The organism is Nonomuraea sp. NPDC050328 (assembly GCF_044459405.1).
Classification (GTDB): domain Bacteria; phylum Actinomycetota; class Actinomycetes; order Streptosporangiales; family Streptosporangiaceae; genus Nonomuraea.
In genome coordinates, this window is the sequence record NZ_JBITIW010000001.1 from 363,200 (window position 1) to 385,134 (window position 21,935).

General features: G+C 69.2%; 17 protein-coding genes. 3 read left to right on the top strand and 14 right to left on the bottom strand.

Annotated features, from left to right (window positions below):
• Nucleotides 1–439 precede the first annotated feature (439 nt).
• From ACIBG7_RS01660 to glgX, 12 genes are all read right to left on the bottom strand, one after another.
• Nucleotides 440–2,188: an ABC transporter family substrate-binding protein gene (locus ACIBG7_RS01660; RefSeq protein WP_357917419.1), complete on the bottom strand. Its 1,749-nt coding sequence runs from the start codon at nt 2,186–2,188 to the stop codon at nt 440–442.
• Between the two features lie 24 nt (nt 2,189–2,212).
• The gene (locus ACIBG7_RS01665; protein ID WP_357917416.1) at nt 2,213–4,285 is read right to left on the bottom strand and encodes an ABC transporter ATP-binding protein; all 2,073 of its coding nucleotides are present in this window, start codon (nt 4,283–4,285) and stop codon (nt 2,213–2,215) included.
• Nucleotides 4,285–5,121 (bottom strand): ABC transporter permease, encoded by an 837-nt coding sequence (locus tag ACIBG7_RS01670; protein ID WP_357917414.1) that lies wholly within the window; start codon nt 5,119–5,121, stop codon nt 4,285–4,287. Before ACIBG7_RS01670 ends, ACIBG7_RS01665 begins: the two co-directional genes overlap by 1 nt.
• A gap of 1 nt (nt 5,122) precedes the next feature.
• The gene (locus tag ACIBG7_RS01675) at nt 5,123–6,097 is read right to left on the bottom strand and encodes an ABC transporter permease (protein ID WP_357917411.1); all 975 of its coding nucleotides are present in this window, start codon (nt 6,095–6,097) and stop codon (nt 5,123–5,125) included.
• A gap of 279 nt (nt 6,098–6,376) precedes the next feature.
• Nucleotides 6,377–7,366 carry a dipeptide ABC transporter ATP-binding protein gene (locus ACIBG7_RS01680; RefSeq protein WP_357917408.1) on the bottom strand — a complete coding sequence of 330 codons (990 nt, stop codon included), beginning with the start codon at nt 7,364–7,366 and terminating at the stop codon, nt 6,377–6,379.
• A complete protein-coding gene (locus ACIBG7_RS01685) occupies nt 7,366–8,430 on the bottom strand; it encodes an ABC transporter ATP-binding protein (protein ID WP_397334838.1) in 1,065 nt (354 codons plus the stop codon). The genes ACIBG7_RS01680 and ACIBG7_RS01685 overlap by 1 nt, the downstream gene beginning before the upstream one ends.
• On the bottom strand, nt 8,430–9,383 hold the full coding sequence (locus tag ACIBG7_RS01690; RefSeq protein ID WP_397334839.1) for an ABC transporter permease: 954 nt from the start codon (nt 9,381–9,383) through the stop codon (nt 8,430–8,432). Before ACIBG7_RS01690 ends, ACIBG7_RS01685 begins: the two co-directional genes overlap by 1 nt.
• Nucleotides 9,380–10,888 carry an ABC transporter permease gene (locus ACIBG7_RS01695; protein WP_397334840.1) on the bottom strand — a complete coding sequence of 503 codons (1,509 nt, stop codon included), beginning with the start codon at nt 10,886–10,888 and terminating at the stop codon, nt 9,380–9,382. Before ACIBG7_RS01695 ends, ACIBG7_RS01690 begins: the two co-directional genes overlap by 4 nt.
• A gap of 128 nt (nt 10,889–11,016) precedes the next feature.
• Entirely contained in the window at nt 11,017–12,756 is a 1,740-nt protein-coding gene (locus ACIBG7_RS01700) for an ABC transporter family substrate-binding protein (protein WP_357917397.1), read from the bottom strand.
• Between the two features lie 154 nt (nt 12,757–12,910).
• Nucleotides 12,911–14,611, bottom strand: coding sequence for a malto-oligosyltrehalose trehalohydrolase (gene treZ, locus ACIBG7_RS01705; RefSeq protein WP_397334841.1), 1,701 nt, complete (start codon nt 14,609–14,611; stop codon nt 12,911–12,913).
• A complete protein-coding gene (treY, locus tag ACIBG7_RS01710; protein ID WP_397334842.1) occupies nt 14,601–16,751 on the bottom strand; it encodes a malto-oligosyltrehalose synthase in 2,151 nt (716 codons plus the stop codon). The genes treZ and treY overlap by 11 nt, the downstream gene beginning before the upstream one ends.
• On the bottom strand, nt 16,744–18,837 hold the full coding sequence (gene glgX / locus ACIBG7_RS01715) for a glycogen debranching protein GlgX (protein ID WP_357917388.1): 2,094 nt from the start codon (nt 18,835–18,837) through the stop codon (nt 16,744–16,746). Before glgX ends, treY begins: the two co-directional genes overlap by 8 nt.
• Before the next feature lie 76 nt (nt 18,838–18,913).
• Between glgX and mscL the strand changes: the two genes are divergently transcribed.
• Together mscL and ACIBG7_RS01725 are read left to right on the top strand one after the other, a co-directional pair.
• Entirely contained in the window at nt 18,914–19,342 is a 429-nt protein-coding gene (gene mscL / locus ACIBG7_RS01720) for a large conductance mechanosensitive channel protein MscL (protein WP_397334843.1), read from the top strand.
• Nucleotides 19,343–19,359: 17 nt separating this feature from the next.
• On the top strand, nt 19,360–19,941 hold the full coding sequence (locus ACIBG7_RS01725; protein WP_397334844.1) for a hypothetical protein: 582 nt from the start codon (nt 19,360–19,362) through the stop codon (nt 19,939–19,941).
• On the opposite strand, the gene ACIBG7_RS01730 is transcribed toward ACIBG7_RS01725, so the two are convergent.
• The gene (locus ACIBG7_RS01730) at nt 19,928–20,695 is read right to left on the bottom strand and encodes an endonuclease/exonuclease/phosphatase family protein (protein ID WP_397334845.1); all 768 of its coding nucleotides are present in this window, start codon (nt 20,693–20,695) and stop codon (nt 19,928–19,930) included. The two genes, ACIBG7_RS01725 and ACIBG7_RS01730, sit on opposite strands and share 14 nt — an antisense overlap.
• 62 nt (nt 20,696–20,757) lie before the next feature.
• Nucleotides 20,758–21,063 carry a hypothetical protein gene (locus tag ACIBG7_RS01735; RefSeq protein ID WP_357917376.1) on the bottom strand — a complete coding sequence of 102 codons (306 nt, stop codon included), beginning with the start codon at nt 21,061–21,063 and terminating at the stop codon, nt 20,758–20,760.
• Between the two features lie 77 nt (nt 21,064–21,140).
• Between ACIBG7_RS01735 and ACIBG7_RS01740 the strand changes: the two genes are divergently transcribed.
• Nucleotides 21,141–21,935, top strand: a complete 795-nt coding sequence (locus tag ACIBG7_RS01740; RefSeq protein ID WP_357917373.1) for a universal stress protein — start codon at nt 21,141–21,143, stop codon at nt 21,933–21,935.

Here is a 21,935-nt window from a genome sequence, read left to right on the forward strand (position 1 = left end):
CCTTGGCGTCGGGGTGGAGCGTGGGCCAGACGGGGTTCGGGTGGGTTGGGGCAAGGGGGTGTGCAGCAAGGCAGCGGAGGCCTCCGGCAGGGACAGGACGGGACGGGACGCAAGGCGGAGCGGGACGGGACGGGACTGGGAAGGCGGAGCGGGACGGGACTGGGCAAGGCGGGACGGGGCGGCATGGTGGATCGGAGGGGTCGGCGGCGGAGGGTCGGGGTGAGGGCAGGGAAGCGCGGCGGAGGGGCCGTGGCCGGGGGTGGGTGTGGCAGAGGGGCGAGGCAGGGCGGCAGGGGCAAGGGGAAGAGGGAAGAGGGCCGCGCGGCGGAGGGGCGCTGAGTGACCTCGATGGGAGACAAAGAAAAATCCCGGCCAAGCGGTGCGCTTGGCCGGGATCAGGTTTCCGGGGCCGGTCAGGAGACCCCGGAAGGGAGGGAGGTTACTCGGTGAAGCCGACGTTCTCCCAGACCTCCGACGAGTCCGCGAACCCGGGAGCGCCCAGGTTGGCGAGGTTCGCCTTGGCGGCCTTGATCTGCGGACGCTGGAACAGCGTCATGCGCAGCGCCTGCTCCCACAGCTTGACGTCGGCGGCGTTGGCCAGCTCGGCGGCCTTGGCCGGGTCGAGCTCGCTGGCGGCGGTGGCGAGCATCTGGTCGATCTCGTCGGTGCCGAAGTGGGTGGTGTTGTTGACGTAGACCGGCTTGCCGTCCTTGATCTCCGGCTTCTTGTAGGAGGAGACCGTGTCAGAGATCGGGAACGGGGTGCCCAGCAGCGAGAAGGAGCACAGGTCGAAGTTCGCCGCGTAGACGTAGTCGTCCCAGAACTTCTCCAGCGGGACCTGCTCGATGTTCACCTTGATGCCGATCTCGCCCAGCATGGCCTGGGCCAGCTCGGCCTCGGCCTTGGTGATCGGGACGCCGGCGCCGATGACGTAGCGGAGCACGAGCTCCTTGCCGTCCTTCTTGCGCGTCGCGCCCTCGAGCTTCCAGCCCGCCTCCTCGAGCAGGGCCTTGGCCTTGTCGGGGTTGTAGGTGCCGAACTCGCCCGCGTTCGGCTTGTAGGCCGGCTGGGTGTTGACGTAGATCAGGTTGTCCAGGGTCTTGACCGGGACGCCGAGGCCGTTGAGGTCGGACTCGGTGATCGCCTCGCGGTTGAGGCCCATGAAGACGGCCTGGCGGACCTTCTGGTCCTTCAGGATCTCGCTGCCGCCCGCGTTGAGGGTGATGTGGCGGATGTCGGGGCCGGCGGCGCGGCGGATGACCGCACCGGGGACGGCCTCGGCCTGCTTGAGGGCGGCGGCGTCGGGGCCGATGTCGGTGAAGTCGATCTCACCGTTGGCGAAGGCGCCGGTCTCGGCGTCGACCGCGAGGGTGCGGAAGACGATCGAGTCGAGCTTGGCCTTGTCGCCCCAGAAGTTGTCGTCGCGGACGACGGTGAAGGTCTTGGCGGTCTGGTCGATCTTGTCCAGCTTGAAGGGGCCGCCGGTGACGCCGACCTTGTTCAGCCAGTTCTTGTTGAAGGCGTCGGGGGTGCCGGTGTCCTCGGCGGACATCAGCGGGCCGAACAGACCCTGCCACGCCTGGAACGGAGCCTTGAAGATCATGATGACTTCACGCTCGTCGGCGCCCTGCTTGATCGACTCGATCTGGTCGTAGCCGGTCGTGAAGCCCGCCTGGAACTTCTTGTCCTTGCCGCTCATGGCGTTGGCCTGGGCGATGAAGTCCTTGGCGGTGATCGGCTTGCCGTCCGACCACTTGGCCGCAGGGTTGATCTTGTAGACGATCGTCTGCGGGCTCGTGGAGGTCTGCTCGGCGCTGACCAGCAGGTCCTTGTTCGGCTTGAGGTTGCCCGAGCCGTCGGAGTCGAACGCCTGCGGGAGCAGGACGTCGGCCAGGTTGTCGGTGTCGGCCAGACCACCGTTGGCGTGCAGACGGTTGAACTGCGGCCCAAGGTTGTTGATGGCCAGGCGCAGCGTGCCGCCGTCCTTGACCTTCTCACGCGGCTGCTCGTTGATGTCCTGCGGCGGCAGTTCCTTGATCGCGCCGTCGCTGGCCGCGGGGCTGGAAGCCGGCTGCCCGGCCGGCGTGCTGGCCTGTCCGCCGCCCTGAGTCGTGCCGCCACCACCGCAGGCGGTCAGACCCAGCGCGAGGGCGGCGACACCGGCTACCGCCGTGATTCGCACCTTCACAACTCTCTCCTTCATGGGGGGAGGTCAGACGACCTCGATCTCCCGCGCGTAGTGGCAGGCGGCCGCGTGATCCTTGTCGGGATCCTGCGGCACCCGCAAGACGGCGGGTTCTTCGTTGATGCACCGGGCCTGCTCGCTCTCCTGCAGGATCGCGAACTTGGGGCATCTAGTGCGGAACCGGCAGCCCGAGGGCGGATCGGCCGGGCTCGGCAGATCTCCCTTGAGCAGAATCCGCTTCCTGGCCCGTTCCTTGTCCGGGTCGGGAATCGGAATGGCCGACAGCAACGCCTGGGTGTAGGGGTGCGCCGGCTTGGCGTACACCTCGTCCACCTTGCCGATCTCGGCGATGCGCCCGAGGTACATGACCGCGACGCGGTCGGCGATGTGCCGGACCACGGCCAGGTCGTGCGCCACGAACAGGTAGGACAACCCCAGACGGGTCTTGAGCTCCTCCAGCAGGTTGATGACACCGGCCTGGATGGAGACGTCGAGCGCGGAGACCGGCTCGTCGAGGACGACCAGTTTCGGTTCCAGGGCGAGCGCGCGGGCGATGCCGATGCGCTGGCGCTGGCCGCCGGAGAACTGGCGCGGGTAGCGGGAGGCGTGTTCGGGCGACAGGCCGACCAGGCGGAGGAGCTCGGCGACCTTGGCCTCGACCTCTTCCTTCTTGCGGCCGTGCGCGTACAGCGGTTCGGCGATGATCTGCGAGACCGGCATCCGCGGGTCGAGCGAGGCCATCGGGTCCTGGAAGACGATCTGCACGTCGCCGCGCAGGGTCTTGCGCCCGCCGGCCTTGAGCGTGCCGGTGTCCTTGCCGAGGACGACGATCTTGCCGCCTTCCGCCGGCATGAGCTTCATGATCTCCTGCAGCGTGGTCGTCTTGCCGCAGCCGGACTCGCCGACCAAGCCGAGCGTCTCGCCTTCGGCGATGTCGAAGGAGACGCCGTCGACCGCGTACACGGTGCCGACGCGGCGCTTGAAGACCGCGCCCTTCATCAGGGGGTAGTGCTTCTTCAGCCCGTCCACCGCGAGGACGGTGGGCCGCTGCTCGCGCGGGATCTCGATGCGCTCGTCGCGCGGGATCTCCGGGCGGACGAAGACGTCGGCGCTGGTCAGGTTCTTCTGCAGGATGTCGTGCACCCGGATGCAGGCGCTGGCCTGGCCGCCGCCCACCGGCACGAGCTCCGGCTCCTCGTCGTCGCAGGCGCTGACGTGCATCGGGCAGCGCGGCGCGAACGGGCAGCCGGGGGGCAGGCTGGAGGGCGAGGGCGGGTTGCCCTCGATCGGCACGAGCGGCTCGCGCCGCCCGTGGCTCTCGTCCACGCGCGGGATCGAGGCCAGCAACCCCATCGTGTACGGCATGCGTGGCTTGTAGTACACCTGGTCGACGGTCCCGGTCTCCACCGGCCGCCCGGCGTACATGACCATGACCCGGTCGGCCAGCCCCGCGACCACGCCGAGGTCGTGCGTGATCATGATGAGCCCGGCCCCGGTCTCCCGGCACGCCTTCTTGAGCACTTCCAGCACCTGCGCCTGGATGGTCACGTCCAGGGCGGTCGTGGGCTCGTCGGCGATCAGCACGTCGGGGTCGTTCGCGATCGCCATGGCGATCATCGCGCGCTGCCGCATGCCGCCGGAGAACTCGTGCGGGAAGGACTTGACCCGCTGCTGCGGGTTGGGGATGCCGACCAGGTCCAGCAGGTCGACGGCCTGCTTGTAGGCCTTCTCCTTGCTCACCTTCTGGTGCACGTGGATGGCTTCGGCGATCTGGTAGCCGATGGTGAAGACCGGCGTGAAGGCCGACAGCGGGTCCTGGAAGATCATGCCGATCGACTTGCCGCGCACCTTGGCGAGCTGGGCCTCGCCGCGGCCGATCAGCTCCTCGCCGAGCAGCTTGACCGAGCCGTCGACCTTGGCGTTGTCCTGGAGCAGGCCCATGACCGCGAGCGAGGTCACCGACTTGCCCGACCCGGACTCGCCGACGATGCCCAGCACCTCGCCGCCGGCGAGGGAGTAGCTGACTCCGCGGACGGCCTGGATGTCGCCAGGGAAGGTGACGCAGAGGTCGGCGACCTCCAGCACAGTGTTCTTGCTCATCAGGCCTTCCCCGGGTCCATGGCGTCTCGAAGGGCGTCGCCGACCAGATTGATGCTCAGCACGAGCAGGATCAGCAGGCCGGCCGCGGGCAGGAAGATCCACGGGTAGGCCACCACCTGCCGGGCGCTGTCGGCGATGACGGTGCCGAGCGACACGTCGGGGGGTTGGATGCCGAAGCCGAAGAAGGACAGGCCGGTCTCGCCCAGGATCGCGCCGCCGACTCCCAAAGTCGCGTCGATGATCAGCAGCGAGGCCAGGTTGGGCAGGATGTGCCGGGTGATGACCTTCCAGGTCGGCACGCCCGCGTACACCGCGGCCAGCACGTATTCGCGTTCTCGCAGCGAGATCGTCATCGCTCTGACCACGCGGCCGGTGAGCATCCAGGCGAACAGCGCGAGCAGCAGCACGAACCAGAGCCAGCTCTCCCCCTTCAGCCGGGGGCTGAGGATGGCGATGATCAGGAAGCTGGGCAGGACGAGCAACAGGTCGGTGAACCACATCAGGGTGCGGTCGACCCAGCCGCCGAAGTAGCCGGCGACGGCGCCGACGATCGCGGCCAGGAAGGTGGCGATGACGCCGGCCAGCAGGCCGACGATGATCGACTTCTGCATGCCGCGCAGGGTGATCGCCCAGACGTCGCCGCCGATCTGCGTGGTCCCGAACCAGTGCGACTCCGACGGCGGCTTGCGGAAGGCGCGGAAGTCCTTCTGGTTCCACTCCCAGGCGCCCAGGTGCGGCCCGACGTAGGCGAGCAGCACCAGCGCGAGCAGGAGCGTCAGGCCCAGGATGGCCTGGGGGTCGCGCACGACGCGACGCAGGATCATCTTCGTCCGCATGTCAGTTCACCCGGACTCTCGGGTCGAGGATCGCGACGAAGACGTCGGACAGGAAGGCCGCGAACAACACGCACACTCCGGTGAAGCAGGCCACCGCGGCGACGGCGTTGACGTCCTGGCTCTGGATCGACTGGATCAGCCAGGCGCCCATGCCGTGCCAGCCGAAGATGGACTCGGTGAAGGTGGCGCCGGTGAAGACCAGGCCGACGGTGAAGGCGAAGTAGGTGGCGGTCGGGATCAGCGCGGTGCGCAGCGCGTGCTTGTAGAGCGCGGTCCGCTTGCGCAGGCCCTTGGCCATCGCGGTGCGGATGAAGTCCTGGCTCAGCACGTCGAGCATCATGTTGCGCTGGTAGCGGCTGAAGACCGCGATCTGGATGCCGGCCAGCGTGATGGTCGGCAGGATGAGGTGGTTGATCCGGTTGGTGAACTGATCCCAGCCGGTCAGCCCCGGCGAGTACTCGCCGACGAACTCGATGCCCAGCCCCCACGACTCGTTGCCCATGGTGGTGACCAGGATGAGCAGGGTCGCCATGACGAAGGTGGGCGTGGAGAGGATGACGAAGGCGACGCCGGTGAAGAACCGGTCCGCTATGCCGTACTGCTTGATCGCGGTGAAGGCTCCGATCAGCACGCCCAGCGTGGCGCCGAGGACGGTGCCGATGATCATCAGCCGGAGGCTGACCCCCACCCGGCGGCCCAGCTCGTCGTTGACGTTGCCGCCCATGAAGGTCTTGCCGAAGTCACCCTGGACCACGTCGCCCGCCCAGCGGACGTACCGCTCGAAGACGGGGGTGCGGTCGTTGAGGTTGGTGTCGTTCAGCGTGGCCTCGATGACCTCCGCCGAGACGGGCGGCTGCCGGTTGGCGAAGTTCACCCGCGGATTGAGCGTGGAAGCCGCCAGCATGTAGGCGAAGCTGGTCGCGATCACCACCAGCACGAGCTGTGTGACCAGCTTCCGTAGCAGGAACTTGCCCATCACCCTCCGATCACCTGACGGACGGAGGGTGGGTCGCCACCCGAACGCCGCCCGACATCGGAGCCGACTTGATAATCGTTTGACAGCTCCGTGACTACACCGCGCAGATTAATCGGCTGGATGTAACAGTCCGCCACGTCCCACATAACGGGATGGTCACCGGACCAAGACACAAAAAGTCCCAGTCAAGCGGATTTTGTCCACTTGACCAGGACTTTTCGCGGTCAGTAACGCTGTCGGGAAGGGCTAAGTGTCACAAAACCCGGACATTGTCACGAACTACTCACCGTGTTGCCGCACTTCCGGGAAATGGCAGGCCACCTGGTGTCCGGAGCCCTGCTCGGCGAGCGGTGGCTCCTGACTGGCGCAGATGTCCTGGGCCTTCCAGCAGCGGGTGCGGAAGCGGCATCCGGTGGGCGGGTTGAGCGGGCTCGGCACGTCGCCGGTGAGGATGATCCGCTCGCGCCGGCGCTCCTCCTCCGGGTTCGCGCTCGGGGCCGCCGACAGCAGCGCCTGGGTGTAGGGGTGCATCGGCCGGTCGTACAGCTCGTCGCGCGGGCCGACCTCCACGACCTTGCCCAGGTACATGACGGCCACCCGGTCGGAGATGTGCCGGACCACCGACAGGTCGTGCGCGATGAAGACGTAGGCCAGCCCCAGCTTGTCCTGGAGGTCCTCCAGCAGGTTGACCACGCCCGCCTGCACCGAGACGTCCAGCGCGGACACCGGCTCGTCCAGGATGAGCAGCTTGGGCTCCAGGGCCAGCGCGCGGGCGATGCCGACACGCTGGCGCTGGCCGCCGGAGAACTCGTGCGGGTAGCGGTTGCCGTGCTCGGGCGACAGGCCCACCAGGCGCAGCAGCTCGGCCACCCGGGCCGGGCCCTTCTTGGCGTCCCAGAGCCCGTGCACCTTCAGCGGCTCGGCGATGATGTCGTTGACCGGCATCTTCGGGTTGAGCGAGGCGTAGGGGTCCTGGAAGACGATCTGCATGTCCCGGCGGACCGCCTGCAGGCCCTTGGGGCTGAGCGTGGTCAGCTCCTTGCCGTCGAAGCGGACCGAGCCTGCGGTGGGCTTGTGGAGCTGCAGGATGGCCCGTCCGGTGGTGGACTTGCCGCAGCCCGACTCGCCCACGACGCCGAGCGTCTCGCCCGCCTCCACCCGCAGGGAGACGTGGCTGACCGCCTGGACGTGGCCGACCGTGCGGCGCAGGAAGCCCTTGCTCTTGACCGGGAAGTTCATGACCAGGTCGGAGACCTCGAGCAGAGCCATCAGTTGCCTCCCTTGAAGAACACGGTCGGGTCGGCCACGCGGGCCAGTTCCGGCCAGCGGTGACAGGCCGCGAAGTGCCCGGCGTGGTCGGTCGGGGCCAGTTCGGGCTCCGCCGTACGGCACTCCTCGGTGACCAGCGGGCACCGCGGCGAGAAGGGACAGCCCTGCGGGAGGTGGATGAGGCTGGGCGGCGTGCCCTTGATCGGCCGCAGCCGCCCCTGGGTGGAGTTCTCCAGCGACGGGATGGACCCCAGCAGACCCGCGGTGTACGGCATGCGAGGCGTGGTGAAGACCGGGTCGACCTCGCCCACCTCCACCGGCCGCCCGGCGTACATGACCAGCACGCGGTGGGCCATGCCCGCGATGACGCCGAGGTCGTGCGTGATGAGCACGATCGCCGCGTCGACCGCGTCCTTGACCTCCAGCAGCTTCTCCAGGATCTGCGCCTGGACGGTCACGTCGAGGGCCGTGGTGGGCTCGTCGGCGATGATCACGTCCGGGTTGTTGATGACCGCCATGGCGATCATCGCGCGCTGCCGCATGCCGCCGGAGAACTCGTGCGGGTAGGCCTTGAGCCGCGCCTCGGCCTGCGGGATGCCGACCAGGTCGAGCATCTCCCTGGCGCGGGCCAAGGCCTGCTTGCGCGGGATCAGGGAGTGCGCCAGGACCGCCTCGGCGAGCTGGTCGCCGATGGTGTGGACCGGGTTGAGCGCGGTCATCGGGTCCTGGAAGATCATGGCGATCTTCCGGCCGCGCAGGTCGCGCCGCTTGCGCTCGGACATGCCGAGCAGGTCCTGCCCGCGGTAGTGGATGGAGCCGGTGATCCGGGCACTCCTGGGCAGCAGGCCCATGACCGCCATGGAGGAGACCGACTTGCCCGAGCCGGACTCGCCGACGATGCCCAGGACCTCGCGCTCGCGCACCGAGTAGGTGACCCCGCGGACCGCCTTGACCAGGCCGTCGTCGGTGGGGAAGCTCACCTGCAGGTTCTCCACCCGCAGGACCTCGGTCTCGCTCGGCCGCTTGGCGTCGCTCAGCGTCTTGGCGATGTGAAGGTCGCTCATCAGCCACGCACCCTGTTCTGTCGCGGGTCGAACGCGTCGCGCAGGCCGTCGCCGATGAAGTTGACCGACAGGGCGATCGCGATGATGAAGATGCCGGGCCACCAGAACAACCACGGGCGGACCGTCATCGCGGAGCGGTACTCGTTGATGAGCACGCCGAGGGAGGTGTCCGGGAACTTCACGCCGAAGCCCAGGAAGGACAGCCCGGACTCCAGCAGGATGCCGGAGGAGATGGCCAGCGTCGCGGAGACGATGATCACGCCCAGGCAGTTGGGCAGGATGTGCTTGAAGATGATGCGCTTGGCCGGGGTGCCGACCGCGCGGGCCGCCTCCACGAACTCCTTCTCCCGCAGGGAGAGGAACTCGCCGCGGACCAGGCGGGCGACGCCGGTCCAGGTGATGACGCCGAGCATGGCGGCCAGGAAGTATGGGCCTAGGTTGCCGGCGATCATGCCGACCACGGCCGCGATGACCAGGGTCGGGATGGTGATCATCACGTCGGTGAAGCGCATGAGCAGCGTCTCGACCCGGCCGCGGAAGTAGCCGGCCAGGGCGCCGATGACCGTGCCGATGAGCGTCGAGACCAGGCCGATCATGACGGCGACGATGATCGAGATCTGCGCGCCGCGCATCACCAGGGCGAAGTAGTCCTTGCCCAGGTTGTCCTGGCCGAAGGGGTGCTCGCCGAGGCTGAACGGCCACACGGTGAGCGTCGGCCGGCCGCCGGCGATCACGGTGCCGGTCACGTCGTAGCTGTGCTTCCACCAGCCGGGCAGCGGCCCGAAGCCGATGGAGCTGAAGGCCAGCACGAAGACCAGCGCGAACAGCACCATGCCCACCATCGCGCCGCGATGGCGGAAGAACCGGCGGACGACGAGCTGGCGCTGGGTCTTGGCCTTGATGGCCATGCCCTGGGCTTCGCTGGTGTGCGGGGTCTCGGTGGTTGCGCTCATGACAGACGGATCCTCGGGTCGAGGTAGGCGTAGGCGACGTCGGCGATCATGTTCCAGAGCACGATCGAGATGCCCACGACCAGGAAGAAGCCCATGACGGGCAGCGGGTCCACCTCGTGCAGCGCCTTGGTGAACAGCGAGCCCATGCCCTTCCAGCCGAAGACGGACTCGGTGACCACCGCGCCGCCGACGACTCCGGCGAAGTCGAGCGCCAGGATCGTGGTGATGGGGATCATGCCGTTGCGGAAGGCGTGCTTGACGATGACCGTGCGCTCGGGCAGGCCCTTGGCGCGAGCCGTACGGACGTAGTCCTGGTTCATCACCTCGAGCATCGAGGCGCGGCTGTAGCGCGAGTGGCTGGCCAGGCCCACCAGGATCAGCGCCAGGGTCGGCAGCAGCAGGTGGGTGGCGGCGTCGAGGGAGACGTGCCAGAAGTCGCCGGTGTAGTTCGGCGTGGCCGAGCCGATGGTGGCGATCGGGCGGCCGTTGACCGACGCGGAGTAGCTGTCCCAAGCCTGGAGCAGGCGGTCGACGAAGATCAGCGCGGCGGTGAACAGGCCGCTGGCGATGGCCAGCGGGATCGCCTGGCGGCGCAGCAGGCCGCCCACGCCGTACCCGATGGCCGCGCAGACCACGGCGGTCAGCAGGGCGAAGCCGAGCAGTTCGAGCACGCTGGGGTCGGCCAGGAGGCTCTGCAGCGGCAGGTAGAGCAGGATGCCGACCGCGGCGGCGGCCAGGGCCGCGTACAGCGGGCGGGGGTGCTCGTAGCCGGAGATCAGCAGCGCGAGCCCGGCGGCGGCCAGGAGCGAGACGATCGCGATGAACGGCAGGCCGAGCCCGGGGTCGGCGAACCAGTGCGTCTCGGACAGGAAGAACAGCACCGCGCCGGTGCTGACCAGGCCGATCGCGAAGGCCGACAGGCGGAGCTTGGCCGAGCCGGTGAAGACGGCGGCCCACAGCAGCCCGGCGAGCACCGCGATGGCGGCGATGACGCCGATCGGGATCGTCGGGTCCTTGAGCCAGGTGTTGAACTCGATCGCGACGTACTGCTTGAGCATCGTGGCCACCCAGAACAGCGGCAGCGAGAAGCAGACGAAGGCGGCGAAGGTGATGGCGTGGTCGAAGGCGCTGTACTGACGCAGCGCGGAGACGATGCCGATGGTGATGCCGATCACCGCGCCCAGGACGGTCGCGATGACGACGAGCTGGAGGGTCGCGGTCATGGCCGAGCCGACCATGCTGGCGACGTCCTCGCCGTTCTTGGAAATGCCCAGGTCGCCGCGGAACACGCCGGCCAGCCAGGACAGGTAGCGCAGCGGGACGGGCACGTCGAGCTGCATGTTCTTGGTCCGGAAGGCCATCTTCTGCTGGGCTTCCGGGGTGTTCTGCTCGCGAAGGTCGGCGAGCGGGTCACCGGACAGGGCGACCAGGACGTACATGATGAACGTCGCGACGAGCAGAACCAGCGTGGCTGTGGCCAGCCGGCGCGCGATGAAGGCGAGCAAGGGGTCACCGTCCTCCTGAGTGCGGCTCCCGCCGGCCGTGGAGGGGGTGGCCTGGGACGTTCGGCGGGCAGTTGACCTACGCGGCGGGGCCGGGGTTCGATCCCGGCCCCGCGGCGTGAGTTAGCGGACTAGTTGACGGCCCACTGGGGAGCGCTGAGCGTGACCGAAGCCTGGGTGGGGTTCGGGGTCACGCCGGTGATGTTCTCGCTCCACGCGGTCATCCGCGGGTGGCTGAACAGCGGGATGGTGGCGACGTCCTTCCACAGGAGCTTCTCGACCTCGATGGTGAGCTGCTTCTGCTTGGCCAGGTCGGTCTCGCTGACGATCTGGTCCAGGAGCTTGTCGACCTCGGGGTTGGAGTAGCAGCCCTTGTTGTTGGACTTCTTCTCCGCGGTGCAGGCGGTGGGCGTCTTGTAGGCGGCCGGCCAGCCGGAGACCAGCGCGGAGCCGGCCCAGCCGAACAGGGCCACGTCGAAGTCGCCGGTGGCCAGCGCGCCGGCCGGGTCGAAGAACTTCTCGGAGCCGGAGTCGACGACCTCGAAGCCGGCCTGGTCGCAGGAGGCCTTGATCAGCTCGACGGTCTGGGCGCGGCGCGGGTTCGGCTGGATGTAGCCGACCTTGACCTTGACCTTGCCGGACTGGCCGGCCTCGGCGAGCAGGCTCTTGGCCTTCTCCAGGTCGACGTTCTCGTAGCCGTGGGTGCCGATGCCGGCGACGGTGTCGGCGTAGTTCTCCTGGAACGGCGCGACGTTGCGGGCCTGCATGACGACCGCGTTCGGGTCCTGCGGCTTGACCAGGTTGTCGACGATCTGCTGACGCGGCACGCAGAGCGCGAAGGCCTGGCGGACCTTCGCGTCCTTCATGACGCCCTTGTTGAAGTTGAAGTCCAGGTGGTCGTAGAGGAACTGCGACCCGGTCTCCACCTTCACGCCCGGCAGGCCCTGGACCTGGGTGAGCACGTCGGCGTTGGCCTGCGGCTCGATGATGTTGACTTCGCCGTTCTGCAGCGCCTGGACCTGCTCGGGGCCGGAGATCTGGCGGACGACCAGCTTGCCGATCTTGGCCTTCTCGCCCCAGTAGTTGGGGTTCGGGACCAGGGTGACGTTCTGGCCGGCCGCGAAGCTCTCGAACTGGAACGGTCCAGAGCTGGGGATCAGCTTGGCGTCGGGCAGCTTGCCGTTGAAGATCCAGCCCTTGTTGTAGAACTCGGCGGCCTTCTTCAGCTTGGCGTGGTCCTTGGCCTGGATCGCCGCGAGCATCTCGTCGACGGTCAGGCCGCCCTGCTCGGCGACGACGTGCGGCGGCATGTCCACCACGGAGGTGCCGGCCCAGTCGGCGTACGTCTTGGAGTACTTGAGGGTGATCTCCTTGTCGCCGGGCTTGCACGACGGCATCTCGATCTTGTCCCACGGGTCGGTCGAGATGTAGGAGAACTCGGGGAACTCACCCGAGGCGACGGCCCACTTGAACAGCACGTCGGTGCAGCCGATGGCCTTGCCGTCGGACCAGGCGGCGTTCGGGTTGAAGGTGTACTTCACCGTCAGCGGGCTGTCGGAGACCTTCTCGTACGAGCCCATGTCGGTGTTCGGCTCGACGCCGCCGCTCTTGGAGTACTTCCACATGTCACTCTGCACGAGCTGAGTGATGATGTGGTTCTTCGTGGAGTAGTCCTCGGGGGTGTTGCCGTTGTAGGAGCTGATCTCCTGGTCAAAGGCAAAGGTCACCGTGGCGTTGCTCGCCGCGGGCTTGCTGCCCGCGTCAGACGGCTTGGCCTCGGGGGTGCCGGAGGTCGAGCCACAGGCGCTCAGAACCAGCGCGGCGCTGACCGCGACGGCAAGGGCGCCCCCCGCCCTGCGTGAAAAAGACACGTACATGCTCCTTCGGGGTCATGCAGGGGCGCACGCCGATCAACCATCGAACCCGCCCCCGGGAGAAGAAGCCGCCAATACGCTCAGAAAGCATGTTTACCTGCGTATGACGACATGCGCAGCATATCTAGACATAAGTCGCAGATAACCCGTCTCACCCCACGAGACGATAGACCACCACGCTGGGACCCGAGCGGGGATCCCCCTCCGGACCTGCGGAAACGTCGCTGTCATCGAGGAGAACGACCGCTCCGTCGGGCAGCGGAGGTGTTATCGAATCCTGACAAAGATCTACCCACACACCGATCCGACCCCGCGTGATCCGCAGCCACTTGCCGCCCTCCCCCAATTCGGCCCGGGCGAGACCCAGCCGCGGATCGGTGAGCTCCGGCAGGGCCTTCCTGAGCGCGATCAGGTCGCGGTACCAGCACAGCAACGACCGGTGGTGCTCCTCCTTGAGCTCGGTCCAGTCGAGCTTCGAGCGCTCGAAGGTCTCCAGGTCCCCCGGCTCCGGCGCGTCCCAGTCGTAGCCGAAGCCCACGAACTCGCGCCGCCGCCGCTCCCCCTCGCCCTCGCGCAACGCGGGCTCGACGTGGTCGGTGAAGAACAGGAAGGGCGTGCTCGCGCCCCACTCCTCGCCCATGAACAACATCGGCGTGAACGGCGAGGTCAGCAGCAGCCCGGCCGCCACCCGGAGCTGGGCGGGCGTCATGCGGTCGCCGCGCGGCCGGTTGCCGATCTGGTCGTGGTTCTGGGCGCTGCCCACCAGGCGGTAGGCCGGGCCGGTGAAGGGCCGCCCGTGCGAGCGCGCGCGGAAGCTGGAGTAGCCGCCGTCGTGCACGAACCCGCTGGTCAGTGCCTTGACCAGCGCCTCGGGGCGGGCGAAGTCGGCGTAGTAGCCGTGGCTCTCCCCGGTGACCGCCGCGTGGATGGCGTGGTGCAGGTCGTCGTTCCACTGGGCGGTCATGCCGTGCCCGGCCGGGTCCACCATGAACGGGTCGTTGAGGTCCGACTCGGCGATCAGCGTCAGCGGCCGGCCCAGGTGGCAGGCCAGCGCGTCCACCTCGCCGGCCAGCTCGGTCAGGAAGTGCGTGGCGCGGCGGTCGTGCAGCGCGTGCACGGCGTCCAGCCGCAGGCCGTCGAGGTGGTAGTCGCGCAGCCACTGCACCGCGTTGTCGATGAAGTAGCGGCGCACCTCGTCGGAGTCGGGGCCGTCCAGGTTGACCGCCTCGCCCCAGTAGCTGCCCTGGGTGCCGGTCAGGTAGGGGCCGAACGGGTGCAGAAAGTTGCCCGACGGCCCGAGGTGGTTGTAGACGACGTCGAGGAGCACGCCCAGGCCCGCGCGGTGGCAGGCGTCCACGAAGGTCTTCAGCCCGTCGGGGCCGCCGTAGGTCTCGTTGACCGCGTACAGGTCGACGCCGTCGTAGCCCCAGTTGCGCGAGCCCGGCACCGGCGCGACCGGCATGATCTCCACGAAGTCCACGCAGAGCTCCACCAGGTGGGCCAGCTTGCCGGCCGCCGCGGCGAAGGTCCCCTCCGGCGTGAAGGTGCCGATGTGCAGCTCGTAGATCACCGAGCCGCGCAGGTCGCGCCCCTTCCAGTCGTGGTCCTCCCAGGTGAAGCGGCCGTGGTCGTAGACCCGGCTGGGGCCGAAGATGCCCTCCGGCTGGCGGAGCGAGCGCGGGTCGGGGAAGGGCCCCTCGCCGTCCACCCAGTAGGTGTAGTCCGTGCCGTGGCCGGCCTCGGGCGCCTCCACCGCCCACCAGCCGGGGCGGGAGGGGCCGAGCGCCCGCCGCCCGGAGCCGAGGTCGGTCTCGACCGTCGTGGCGCGTGGCGCCCAGACCTCAAAGATCATGATTCTCCAGGAGTGCGACCGGATACCTGTGGAGCAGATGGGCCAGAGGGATCTTGCCGGTGTACGGCGTGCCGCCGGTCAGCAGGTCGTGCCAGGTGCCCGGCGGCAGGCGCAGGCTCGTCGCGCCCCAGCCGCCGTTCCTGGCGAGCCGTACCGGCAGGCGGGTGGCGACCGCGACCGCGCGCCGGCCGCGGGCGAAGGCCAGCGCGTGCTCGGCCGCCGCCCCCTCCGCCGCCAGCGGCGTGTACGGCAGAGCCGCCTCGAAGCGGCGGCGCAGCCGCAGCGCCTGGGTGGTGAGCAGCAGCTTGGCCTCGTCCCACTCCCCCGCCGGCGTCCGCGGATAGCCGACCGGCCGCCGGTTGTCCGGATCGACCAGCGAGAAGTCGGTGGTCTCGTTGCCCTGGTAGACGTCGGGCACGCCGGGCAGCATGAGCTGCACCAGCTTCTGGCCGAGCGAGTTGGCCATCGCGTGGGCGTCGATCCGCGCGGTGAACTCGCCCACCGGCAGCTCCACCGCGCGGGCGGCGAACTCGCGCAGCGCCGCCTCGTAGGCCGGGTCGGGCTTGACCCAGGAGGTCCGGGTCTTGGCCTCGCGGGCCGCCTTGAGCAGGTAGTCGGCCAGCCGTTCTGCGCTGATCGGCCAGGCGGCCATGAGGTTCTGCCAGCCGAGGTAGTCGAGATGCGGGTCGCCCGAGCCGACCTGGGCGGACCAGCCGCGCACCGCCTCGGCCCATTCGTCCGGCAGCTCCGACAGGACCGCGAGCCGGGCGCGCACGTCCTCCGAGCGTTTGGTGTCGTGCGTGGACAGGGTGGTCATGGTGTGCGGCGGCAGCTCGCCGCAGAAGGCGTGGAAGGTGGCCGGGTCGAGGGCGAAGTGGTCGGGCTCGCCGCCCACCTCGTTGAGGCAGGCCAGCGGGAACCAGCGGTAGAGCGCGGTGTCCTCGACGCCCTTGGCCATCACCGGGCCGGTGGTCTGCTGGAAGCGGGTGATCGTCTCGGCGTCGCCGTACAGGACCTGTTCGACGAAGGGCCGGACGGCGGGCGAGCAGGTCGCGGCGGCCCGCCGGACGATCTCGACCGCCTCGGGCGGCGGCCCGTGGCCGGGCACCACGTAGGTGCGGTAGACCGGCATGGCGACCAGGAGCTCGGCGACCGCGGCCGGGTCGGCGCCGGCGGCGCGGGCCAGCCGCGAGACCTCCGACTGGAAGAACAGCTCGACGACCTCGCGTTTCGCGCGGATCATCGTGTCGCGGCAGCCGTCCGGCCAGCCCGTCAGCTCGTGGAAGAGCTCGACCAGGGGCCGCTCGCCGGCCGGGTCCACGAACAGCCGCGTGATGCGGTTGAGCACCTCGTAGCCGGTCGTCCCGTCGCAGGCCCAGTCGCCGGGCAGCCGCTCCTCGCCGACCAGGATCTTCTCCACGACCGTCCAGAGGCCGCCGGTGCGCCGCCGCAGCCGCGCCAGATAGCCCGCCGGGTCGGCCAGGCCGTCGGGGTGGTCCACCCGCAGCCCCTCGACCAGCCCCTCGTCGACCAGCCAGAGGATCACCTCGTGCGTGGCCAGGAAGACCGCCGGGTCCTCCACCCGCAGCCCGATCAGCGAGGAGACGTCGAAGAAGCGCCGGTAGCCCGGCCCCTGCCGCCAGTCGACCAGCCGGTAGTGGCCCGGGTGCGGGAACTCGTGGTCGTGGTAGCGCAGCACCGGGCCGTCCACCCGCGGCTCGGTGGCGTCGCCCAGCACGGGCATCGCCACCTTCCCGCCGTTCCAGTCGATGTCGAACCAGCTCGCGTACGGCGAGGCCGGCCCGTCCCGCAGCACCGACCACAGCGCCGCGTTGCCCGACTCGGGCACCGGCACGGTCATGTGGTTCGGCACGATGTCCAGCACGATCGCCAGGTCGTGCGCCGCCAGCGTCTCGGCCAGCTCGCGCAGCCCCTTGAGCCCGCCGAACTCCTCCCGCACCCGTGAATGGTCGGTGACGTCGTAGCCGTGCCGCGAGCCGGGCGTGGCCTGGAGCACCGGCGACAGGTAGACGTGACTCACCCCGAGATCGCGCAGGTAGGGCGCCAGCTCGGCGACCTGGGCGAAGCCGAAGTCGGGCGTGAGCTGCACCCGGTAGGTCGAGATCGGCGGCCTAGACACGACGCAGCACCCGCAGCGAGCGCCCGTTGACCGGCACTCCCTCGCCCGCGCGGCAGATCCGCGACTCCACGCTGTACGGCATGGCCGTGTCGATCTCGGTCAGCCAGAGCTCCCCGTAGTCCTTGGGCACGGTGAAGGTGATCGTGTCGTGGTGGGCGTTGAACAGCAGCAGGAAGGAGTCGTCGATGATGCGCCGCCCTCGCCGGTCGGGCTCGGTGATGGCCTCGCCGTTGAGGAAGACCGCCAGCGAGCGCGCGTATCCGACGTTCCAGTCGGCGTCGGTCATGGGGTCGCCCTCCGGCGTCAGCCAGGCGATGTCGTTGAGTCCCCGCACCGGCCGGCCGTAGAAGAAGCGGCGGCGGCGGAAGACCGGGTGCTCGCGGCGGAGCTTGGCCAGGCGCTGGGTGAACTCCATGAGCAGCCAGTTGTCCCGGACGTCGGACCAGTCCACCCAGCTGATCTCGTTGTCCTGGCAGTAGGCGTTGTTGTTGCCGCCCTGGGTGCGGTTGAGCTCGTCGCCGTGGCTGAGCATGGGCACGCCCTGCGACAGGAAGAGCGTGGCCAGCAGGTTGCGCTTCTGCTGCTCGCGCAGGGCCTCGATGGCCGGGCCCGCGGGGCCTTCCTCGCCGCAGTTCCAGGAGCGGTTGTCGTCGGCGCCGTCGCGGTTGTCCTCGCCGTTGGCCTCGTTGTGCTTGTGGTCGTAGGAGACCAGGTCGGTGAGGGTGAAGCCGTCGTGGCAGGTGACGAAGTTGATCGAGGCGGCGGGGCGGCGGCTGTCGTCCTGGTAGAGGTCGCTGGAGCCGGTCAGCCGGGAGGCGAACTCCGGCAGCGTCTGCGGCTCGCCGCGCCACAGGTCGCGGATGGTGTCGCGGTAGCGGCCGTTCCACTCGGTCCACCGGGAGGGGAAGTTGCCCACCTGGTAGCCGCCCGGGCCGACGTCCCACGGCTCGGCGATCAGCTTGACCTGCGACAGCACCGGGTCCTGCTGGACGAGGTCGAAGAAGGCGCTCAGCCGGTCGACCGCGTGCAGCTCGCGGGCCAGGGTGGAGGCCAGGTCGAAGCGGAAGCCGTCGACGTGCATCTCGGTCACCCAGTACCGCAGCGAGTCCATGATCATCTGCAGCGCGTGCGGGCTGCGCATGAACAGGCTGTTGCCGGTCCCTGTGGTGTCCATGTAGTAGCGCGGGTCGTCGTCGACCAGCCGGTAGTAGTTCTGGTTGTCGATGCCGCGCCAGCTCAGCGTGGGCCCCAGGTGGTTGCCCTCGGCGGTGTGGTTGTAGACCACGTCGAGGATGACCTCGATGTTGGCCTCGTGCAGGTTGCGGACCATCGCCTTGAACTCCAGCACCTGGCCGCCGCGCTGCCCCTGGCTGGAGTAGCGGTTGTGCGGGGCGAAGAAGCCGAGGGAGTTGTAGCCCCAGTAGTTGCTCAGCCCCTTCTGCTCCAGGTGGTGGTCGGTGACGAACTGGTGCACCGGCATCAGCTCCAGCGCGGTGACGCCCAGCTTGGTCAGGTGCTCGACGATCTCCGGGTGGCCCAGGGCGGCATAGGTGCCGCGCATGTGCTCGGGGATCTTCGGGTGCTGGATGGTCAGGCCGCGCACGTGCGCCTCGTAGATCACCGTGTCGTGGTACGGCGTGGCCGGCGGCCGGTCGTGGCCCCAGCCGAAGAAGGGATTGATCACGATCGAGCGCGGCACGTACGGCGCCGAGTCGGCGTCGTTGCGGCTGTCGGGCTCGCCGAAGCGGTAGCCGTACACCGCCTCGTTCCAGTCGACCCCGCCCTCGATCGCCTTGGCGTAGGGGTCGAGCAGCAGCTTGGCCGGGTTGCAGCGCACGCCGCGCGCCGGGTCGTAGGGGCCGTGGACGCGGTAGCCGTACCGCTGGCCCGCGCCGACGCCCGGCAGGTATCCGTGCCAGACGAACCCCTCGCACTCGGTCAGCGTGACCTTGGTCTCCTGCCCGTGCTCGTCGAACAGGCAAAGCTCGACCCGATCGGCCGCCTCGGTGTAAAGGGCGAAGTTCGTGCCCGCTCCGTCATACGTGGCGCCGAGAGGGTAGGGGTCTCCCGGCCAGATCTCCATCATGCAGAGCTCCCTTGCCACTCAGCCCCATGTTTACGCACGACCGCGGGTTTGACCATCCCGCTGGAGGCAATCAGGCATGCTCATGGGCGGTTTCAAGAAATTCCTGTTACGCGGCAACATCGTCGAGCTGGCCATCGCGGTCATCATCGGCGCGACTTTCAGCGGGCTGGTCCAGGCGCTGGTCAGGGACCTGGTGACGCCGCTGATCGGGGCGATCACCGGCGGGCGCCAGCCGGACTTCTCGCAGTACTCCTTCACCGTCAACGGCAGCGTCTTCAAGTACGGCGACTTCCTCAACCACCTGATCACCTTCCTGATCATCGCGGCGGTCGTCTACTGGCTCATCGTCATGCCGATGACCCGGCTGGTCTCGCTGTTCGACCGGAACAAGGAGGCCACCGAGAAGAAGTGCCCGGAGTGTCGCAGCGACATCCCCGTGGAAGCCAGGCGATGCGCCTTCTGCACGGTCGAGCTGGTTCCCGAATCCGACAAACCCCCCGCGTGACCTGTAACAATGTGCCGATGAGCGTTGAGTTGACCGTCTGGCGCGAAGCAGAGCCGATCCCGCGCGAGCGGGCCAGGATCGCCTACCGGACCATCCTCGCCGGAACCCCCGGCGAGCCGGCCGATCCCGGCCTGCTCGCGCTGGCCAAGGCCTTTCCCGAGCACGCGACCACCTACCCGGACGCGGTGCTCGTCGCCATGGAGCCGGAGGAGATGGACGAGATCTCCAACCGGGTCTTCGCCGAGGCGCGCTCGGCGGGGCTGGTCTGCTACGACCCGCAACGCGACCTCGTGCACAACCTCGCCCCGCGCGGCGTCTACCCGGAGCTCCAGTTGCACACCGGGGACGGCATGATCGTGGCCGATCCCGACCTGGGCCTCGTCCACGACGTGCTCGGCACGCTGTCGGCCGGCAACCCGTTCACCGCGCTGGTCGTCTTCGGCAGCCACTTCCTGCAGGTCTCGCCCGGGTACGAGCTTGAGTACAAGGAGGGGCTGCTGCGCCGTACCGAGGTCGCCGACCTCGACGCGGTACGGCAGGCGTTCGACGAGTACGCCCGCGGCGAGCGGGGCTTCCTGGAGCGCTTCACGTGGAGCTGAGCGGGAGCAGGTCGGCCACCACCCCGAAGTGGTCGCTGGCCCAGATGCCGCCGACCGGCTCGGTGAACACCCGGCGGCAGGCCTTGATGCGCAGCGACGGCCCGTTGCCGGTGCAGCGCACGAACACGTAGTCGATGCGCCGGCCGCGCTCCAGCGGCCAGTTGCCGCGCACGACCAGCGGGTTGACCGGGGTGAAGGTGTGGCCGGGCGCGGCGCCGCGGATCCACTCCCAGGTGTCGCGGTAGGCCACGCTCATGCCGTCCAGCGACTGCAGCCCGCGCCAGAAGCGCAGGGCGGCCGAGTCGGGGACGGCGTCGAAGTCGCCGGCCAGCACGACCGGGGCGTCACCGGCGACCCGCTCGACCAGCCGCGCGGTGGCCACCGCCTGGCGCTCGCGGCGCCACTCATCGGCCAGCCGGAAGGACGGCTTGTGGTTGACGAAGTAGAGCGGCTCGGGCCCCTGGACCTCGACGAGCCCGGCCCAGCCGGCGAACTCGCCCGGCTCGGCCTCGGGTAACTCCAGCTCGTGCGGGGCGCCGAGCGGCCAGCGGCTGGCGATGGTGCAGCCCACGCCGTTCTCGCGCGCGCTCTGGTGGAAGTAGTGGTAGCCGGGCGGGAGCAGGTCGTCCTCGACGAAGGACTCCTGGAAGGCCACCAGATCGGGGTTGAGGTCGGCCAGCCCGTCGGTGAGCACCTTGCGGCGCTCGGGCCAGGACGCGTGGTGACTGTAGAGATTGAGGGTGAGGACACGCATGGCCGTGTCCATGCCCGCCGGGCGGGCCGCCTATGCGGTCCGCCGCCGGGCGGCCGGGCGGGCTAGGCGCCGAGGACGAGGCGGGACACGTCCGCCCGGCGCTGCCAGAGCTCGCTCTCGGTGATGAGGCCGCGCTCGAAGGCCGCCTCGGCCTCGTCGCGGCTGGCCACGTAGTACGCGGCCATGATCTCGCTGCGCAGCGGCGTGAAGCCGTACTCGACGCACTGCGCGAAGTGGGCGAGCTTGATGTCGAGCACCTCGGGGTCGACGTGGCACGCCAGGTCGCGGGTGCGTAGGTTGGTGACCGCCTCACGAAGGGTGGTCAGACCGTGGGAACCGGGGATCTGAGTGTCAAGTGTGATCTTCAACGTCTAACGCCTCCGTATAGTGAAAACCACCGATTCTTTTCGAATATTCCCTGGTCAGATGGGGTACGGAGGCGTTTGTGATCGGATCGCACATCGTCGTCGGGTACGCCGACACCCCCGAGGGACGGCAAGCCCTCGCCCTCGCCGCGGCGATCGTGCTGGTCACCGGCGGCGAGCTCACGGTGGCCTCGATCTATCCGCCGGGCAGCCCCGGGCTGGCGGTCGAGGCGCAGGCCAACGTCGCCCACGCCGCCGAACTGCTCGGCGACGTCCCGGCGGAGTACCTGACCTTCGAGAGCCGCGGCACCGGCCGCGGCCTGGCGGTGCTGGCCAGCCGGATCAAGGCCGACCTGATCGTGATCGGCTCGGCGGCGGGCGGGCAGAAGGGGCGCATCACCGTCGGCAGCGTCGCCGACCACCTGCTGCACCTGTCGCCGGAGGCGGTCATGCTCGCCCCGGAGGGGTACGAGCCGCCCGGTGAGCCCGAGCGGCTGACCCTGATGTACGTGCGCCGGCCCCAGGCCGACGAGGCCGTCGAGCGGGTCGCCCAGGCGGCCCTGCGCCTGGGCGTCCCGCTCCGGCTGGTCACCCTCGACCTGCGCACCGGCGAGCCCGGCCCGCTCCGCGACGACCTCGCCCTGGCCGTACGGCTGGCCTGGGAGAGCGCCGGCGTCGAGGCCGAGGCGGAGCTCGCCGAGGGCTTCGACGTGCCCGCCGCGATGAAGTCACTCGACTGGCTCCCGGGCGAGATCCTCGTCTGCGCGGCCAGCGAGGACGCCCAGGCCCACCGGGTCTTCCTCGGCGAGGCGGCGACCAAGGTGGTGCGGGCCTCGGTCTGCCCGGTGGCCGTGCTGCCGCGTGGTTACACCTGA

What these genes read in the sequence shown, in the direction of transcription:
- ACIBG7_RS01665 (WP_357917416.1), bottom strand. Translation starts at nt 4,285, where the DNA reads ATGAGCAAGAACACTGTGCTGGAGGTCGCCGACCTCTGCGTCACCTTC.
- ACIBG7_RS01670 (WP_357917414.1), bottom strand. Translation starts at nt 5,121, where the DNA reads ATGCGGACGAAGATGATCCTGCGTCGCGTCGTGCGCGACCCCCAGGCC.
- ACIBG7_RS01675 (WP_357917411.1), bottom strand. Translation starts at nt 6,097, where the DNA reads ATGGGCAAGTTCCTGCTACGGAAGCTGGTCACACAGCTCGTGCTGGTG.
- ACIBG7_RS01680 (WP_357917408.1), bottom strand. Translation starts at nt 7,366, where the DNA reads ATGGCTCTGCTCGAGGTCTCCGACCTGGTCATGAACTTCCCGGTCAAG.
- ACIBG7_RS01685 (WP_397334838.1), bottom strand. Translation starts at nt 8,430, where the DNA reads ATGAGCGACCTTCACATCGCCAAGACGCTGAGCGACGCCAAGCGGCCG.
- ACIBG7_RS01690 (WP_397334839.1), bottom strand. Translation starts at nt 9,383, where the DNA reads ATGAGCGCAACCACCGAGACCCCGCACACCAGCGAAGCCCAGGGCATG.
- treZ (WP_397334841.1), bottom strand. Translation starts at nt 14,611, where the DNA reads ATGATCTTTGAGGTCTGGGCGCCACGCGCCACGACGGTCGAGACCGAC.
- glgX (WP_357917388.1), bottom strand. Translation starts at nt 18,837, where the DNA reads ATGATGGAGATCTGGCCGGGAGACCCCTACCCTCTCGGCGCCACGTAT.
- mscL (WP_397334843.1), top strand. Translation starts at nt 18,914, where the DNA reads ATGCTCATGGGCGGTTTCAAGAAATTCCTGTTACGCGGCAACATCGTC.
- ACIBG7_RS01725 (WP_397334844.1), top strand. Translation starts at nt 19,360, where the DNA reads ATGAGCGTTGAGTTGACCGTCTGGCGCGAAGCAGAGCCGATCCCGCGC.
- ACIBG7_RS01730 (WP_397334845.1), bottom strand. Translation starts at nt 20,695, where the DNA reads ATGCGTGTCCTCACCCTCAATCTCTACAGTCACCACGCGTCCTGGCCC.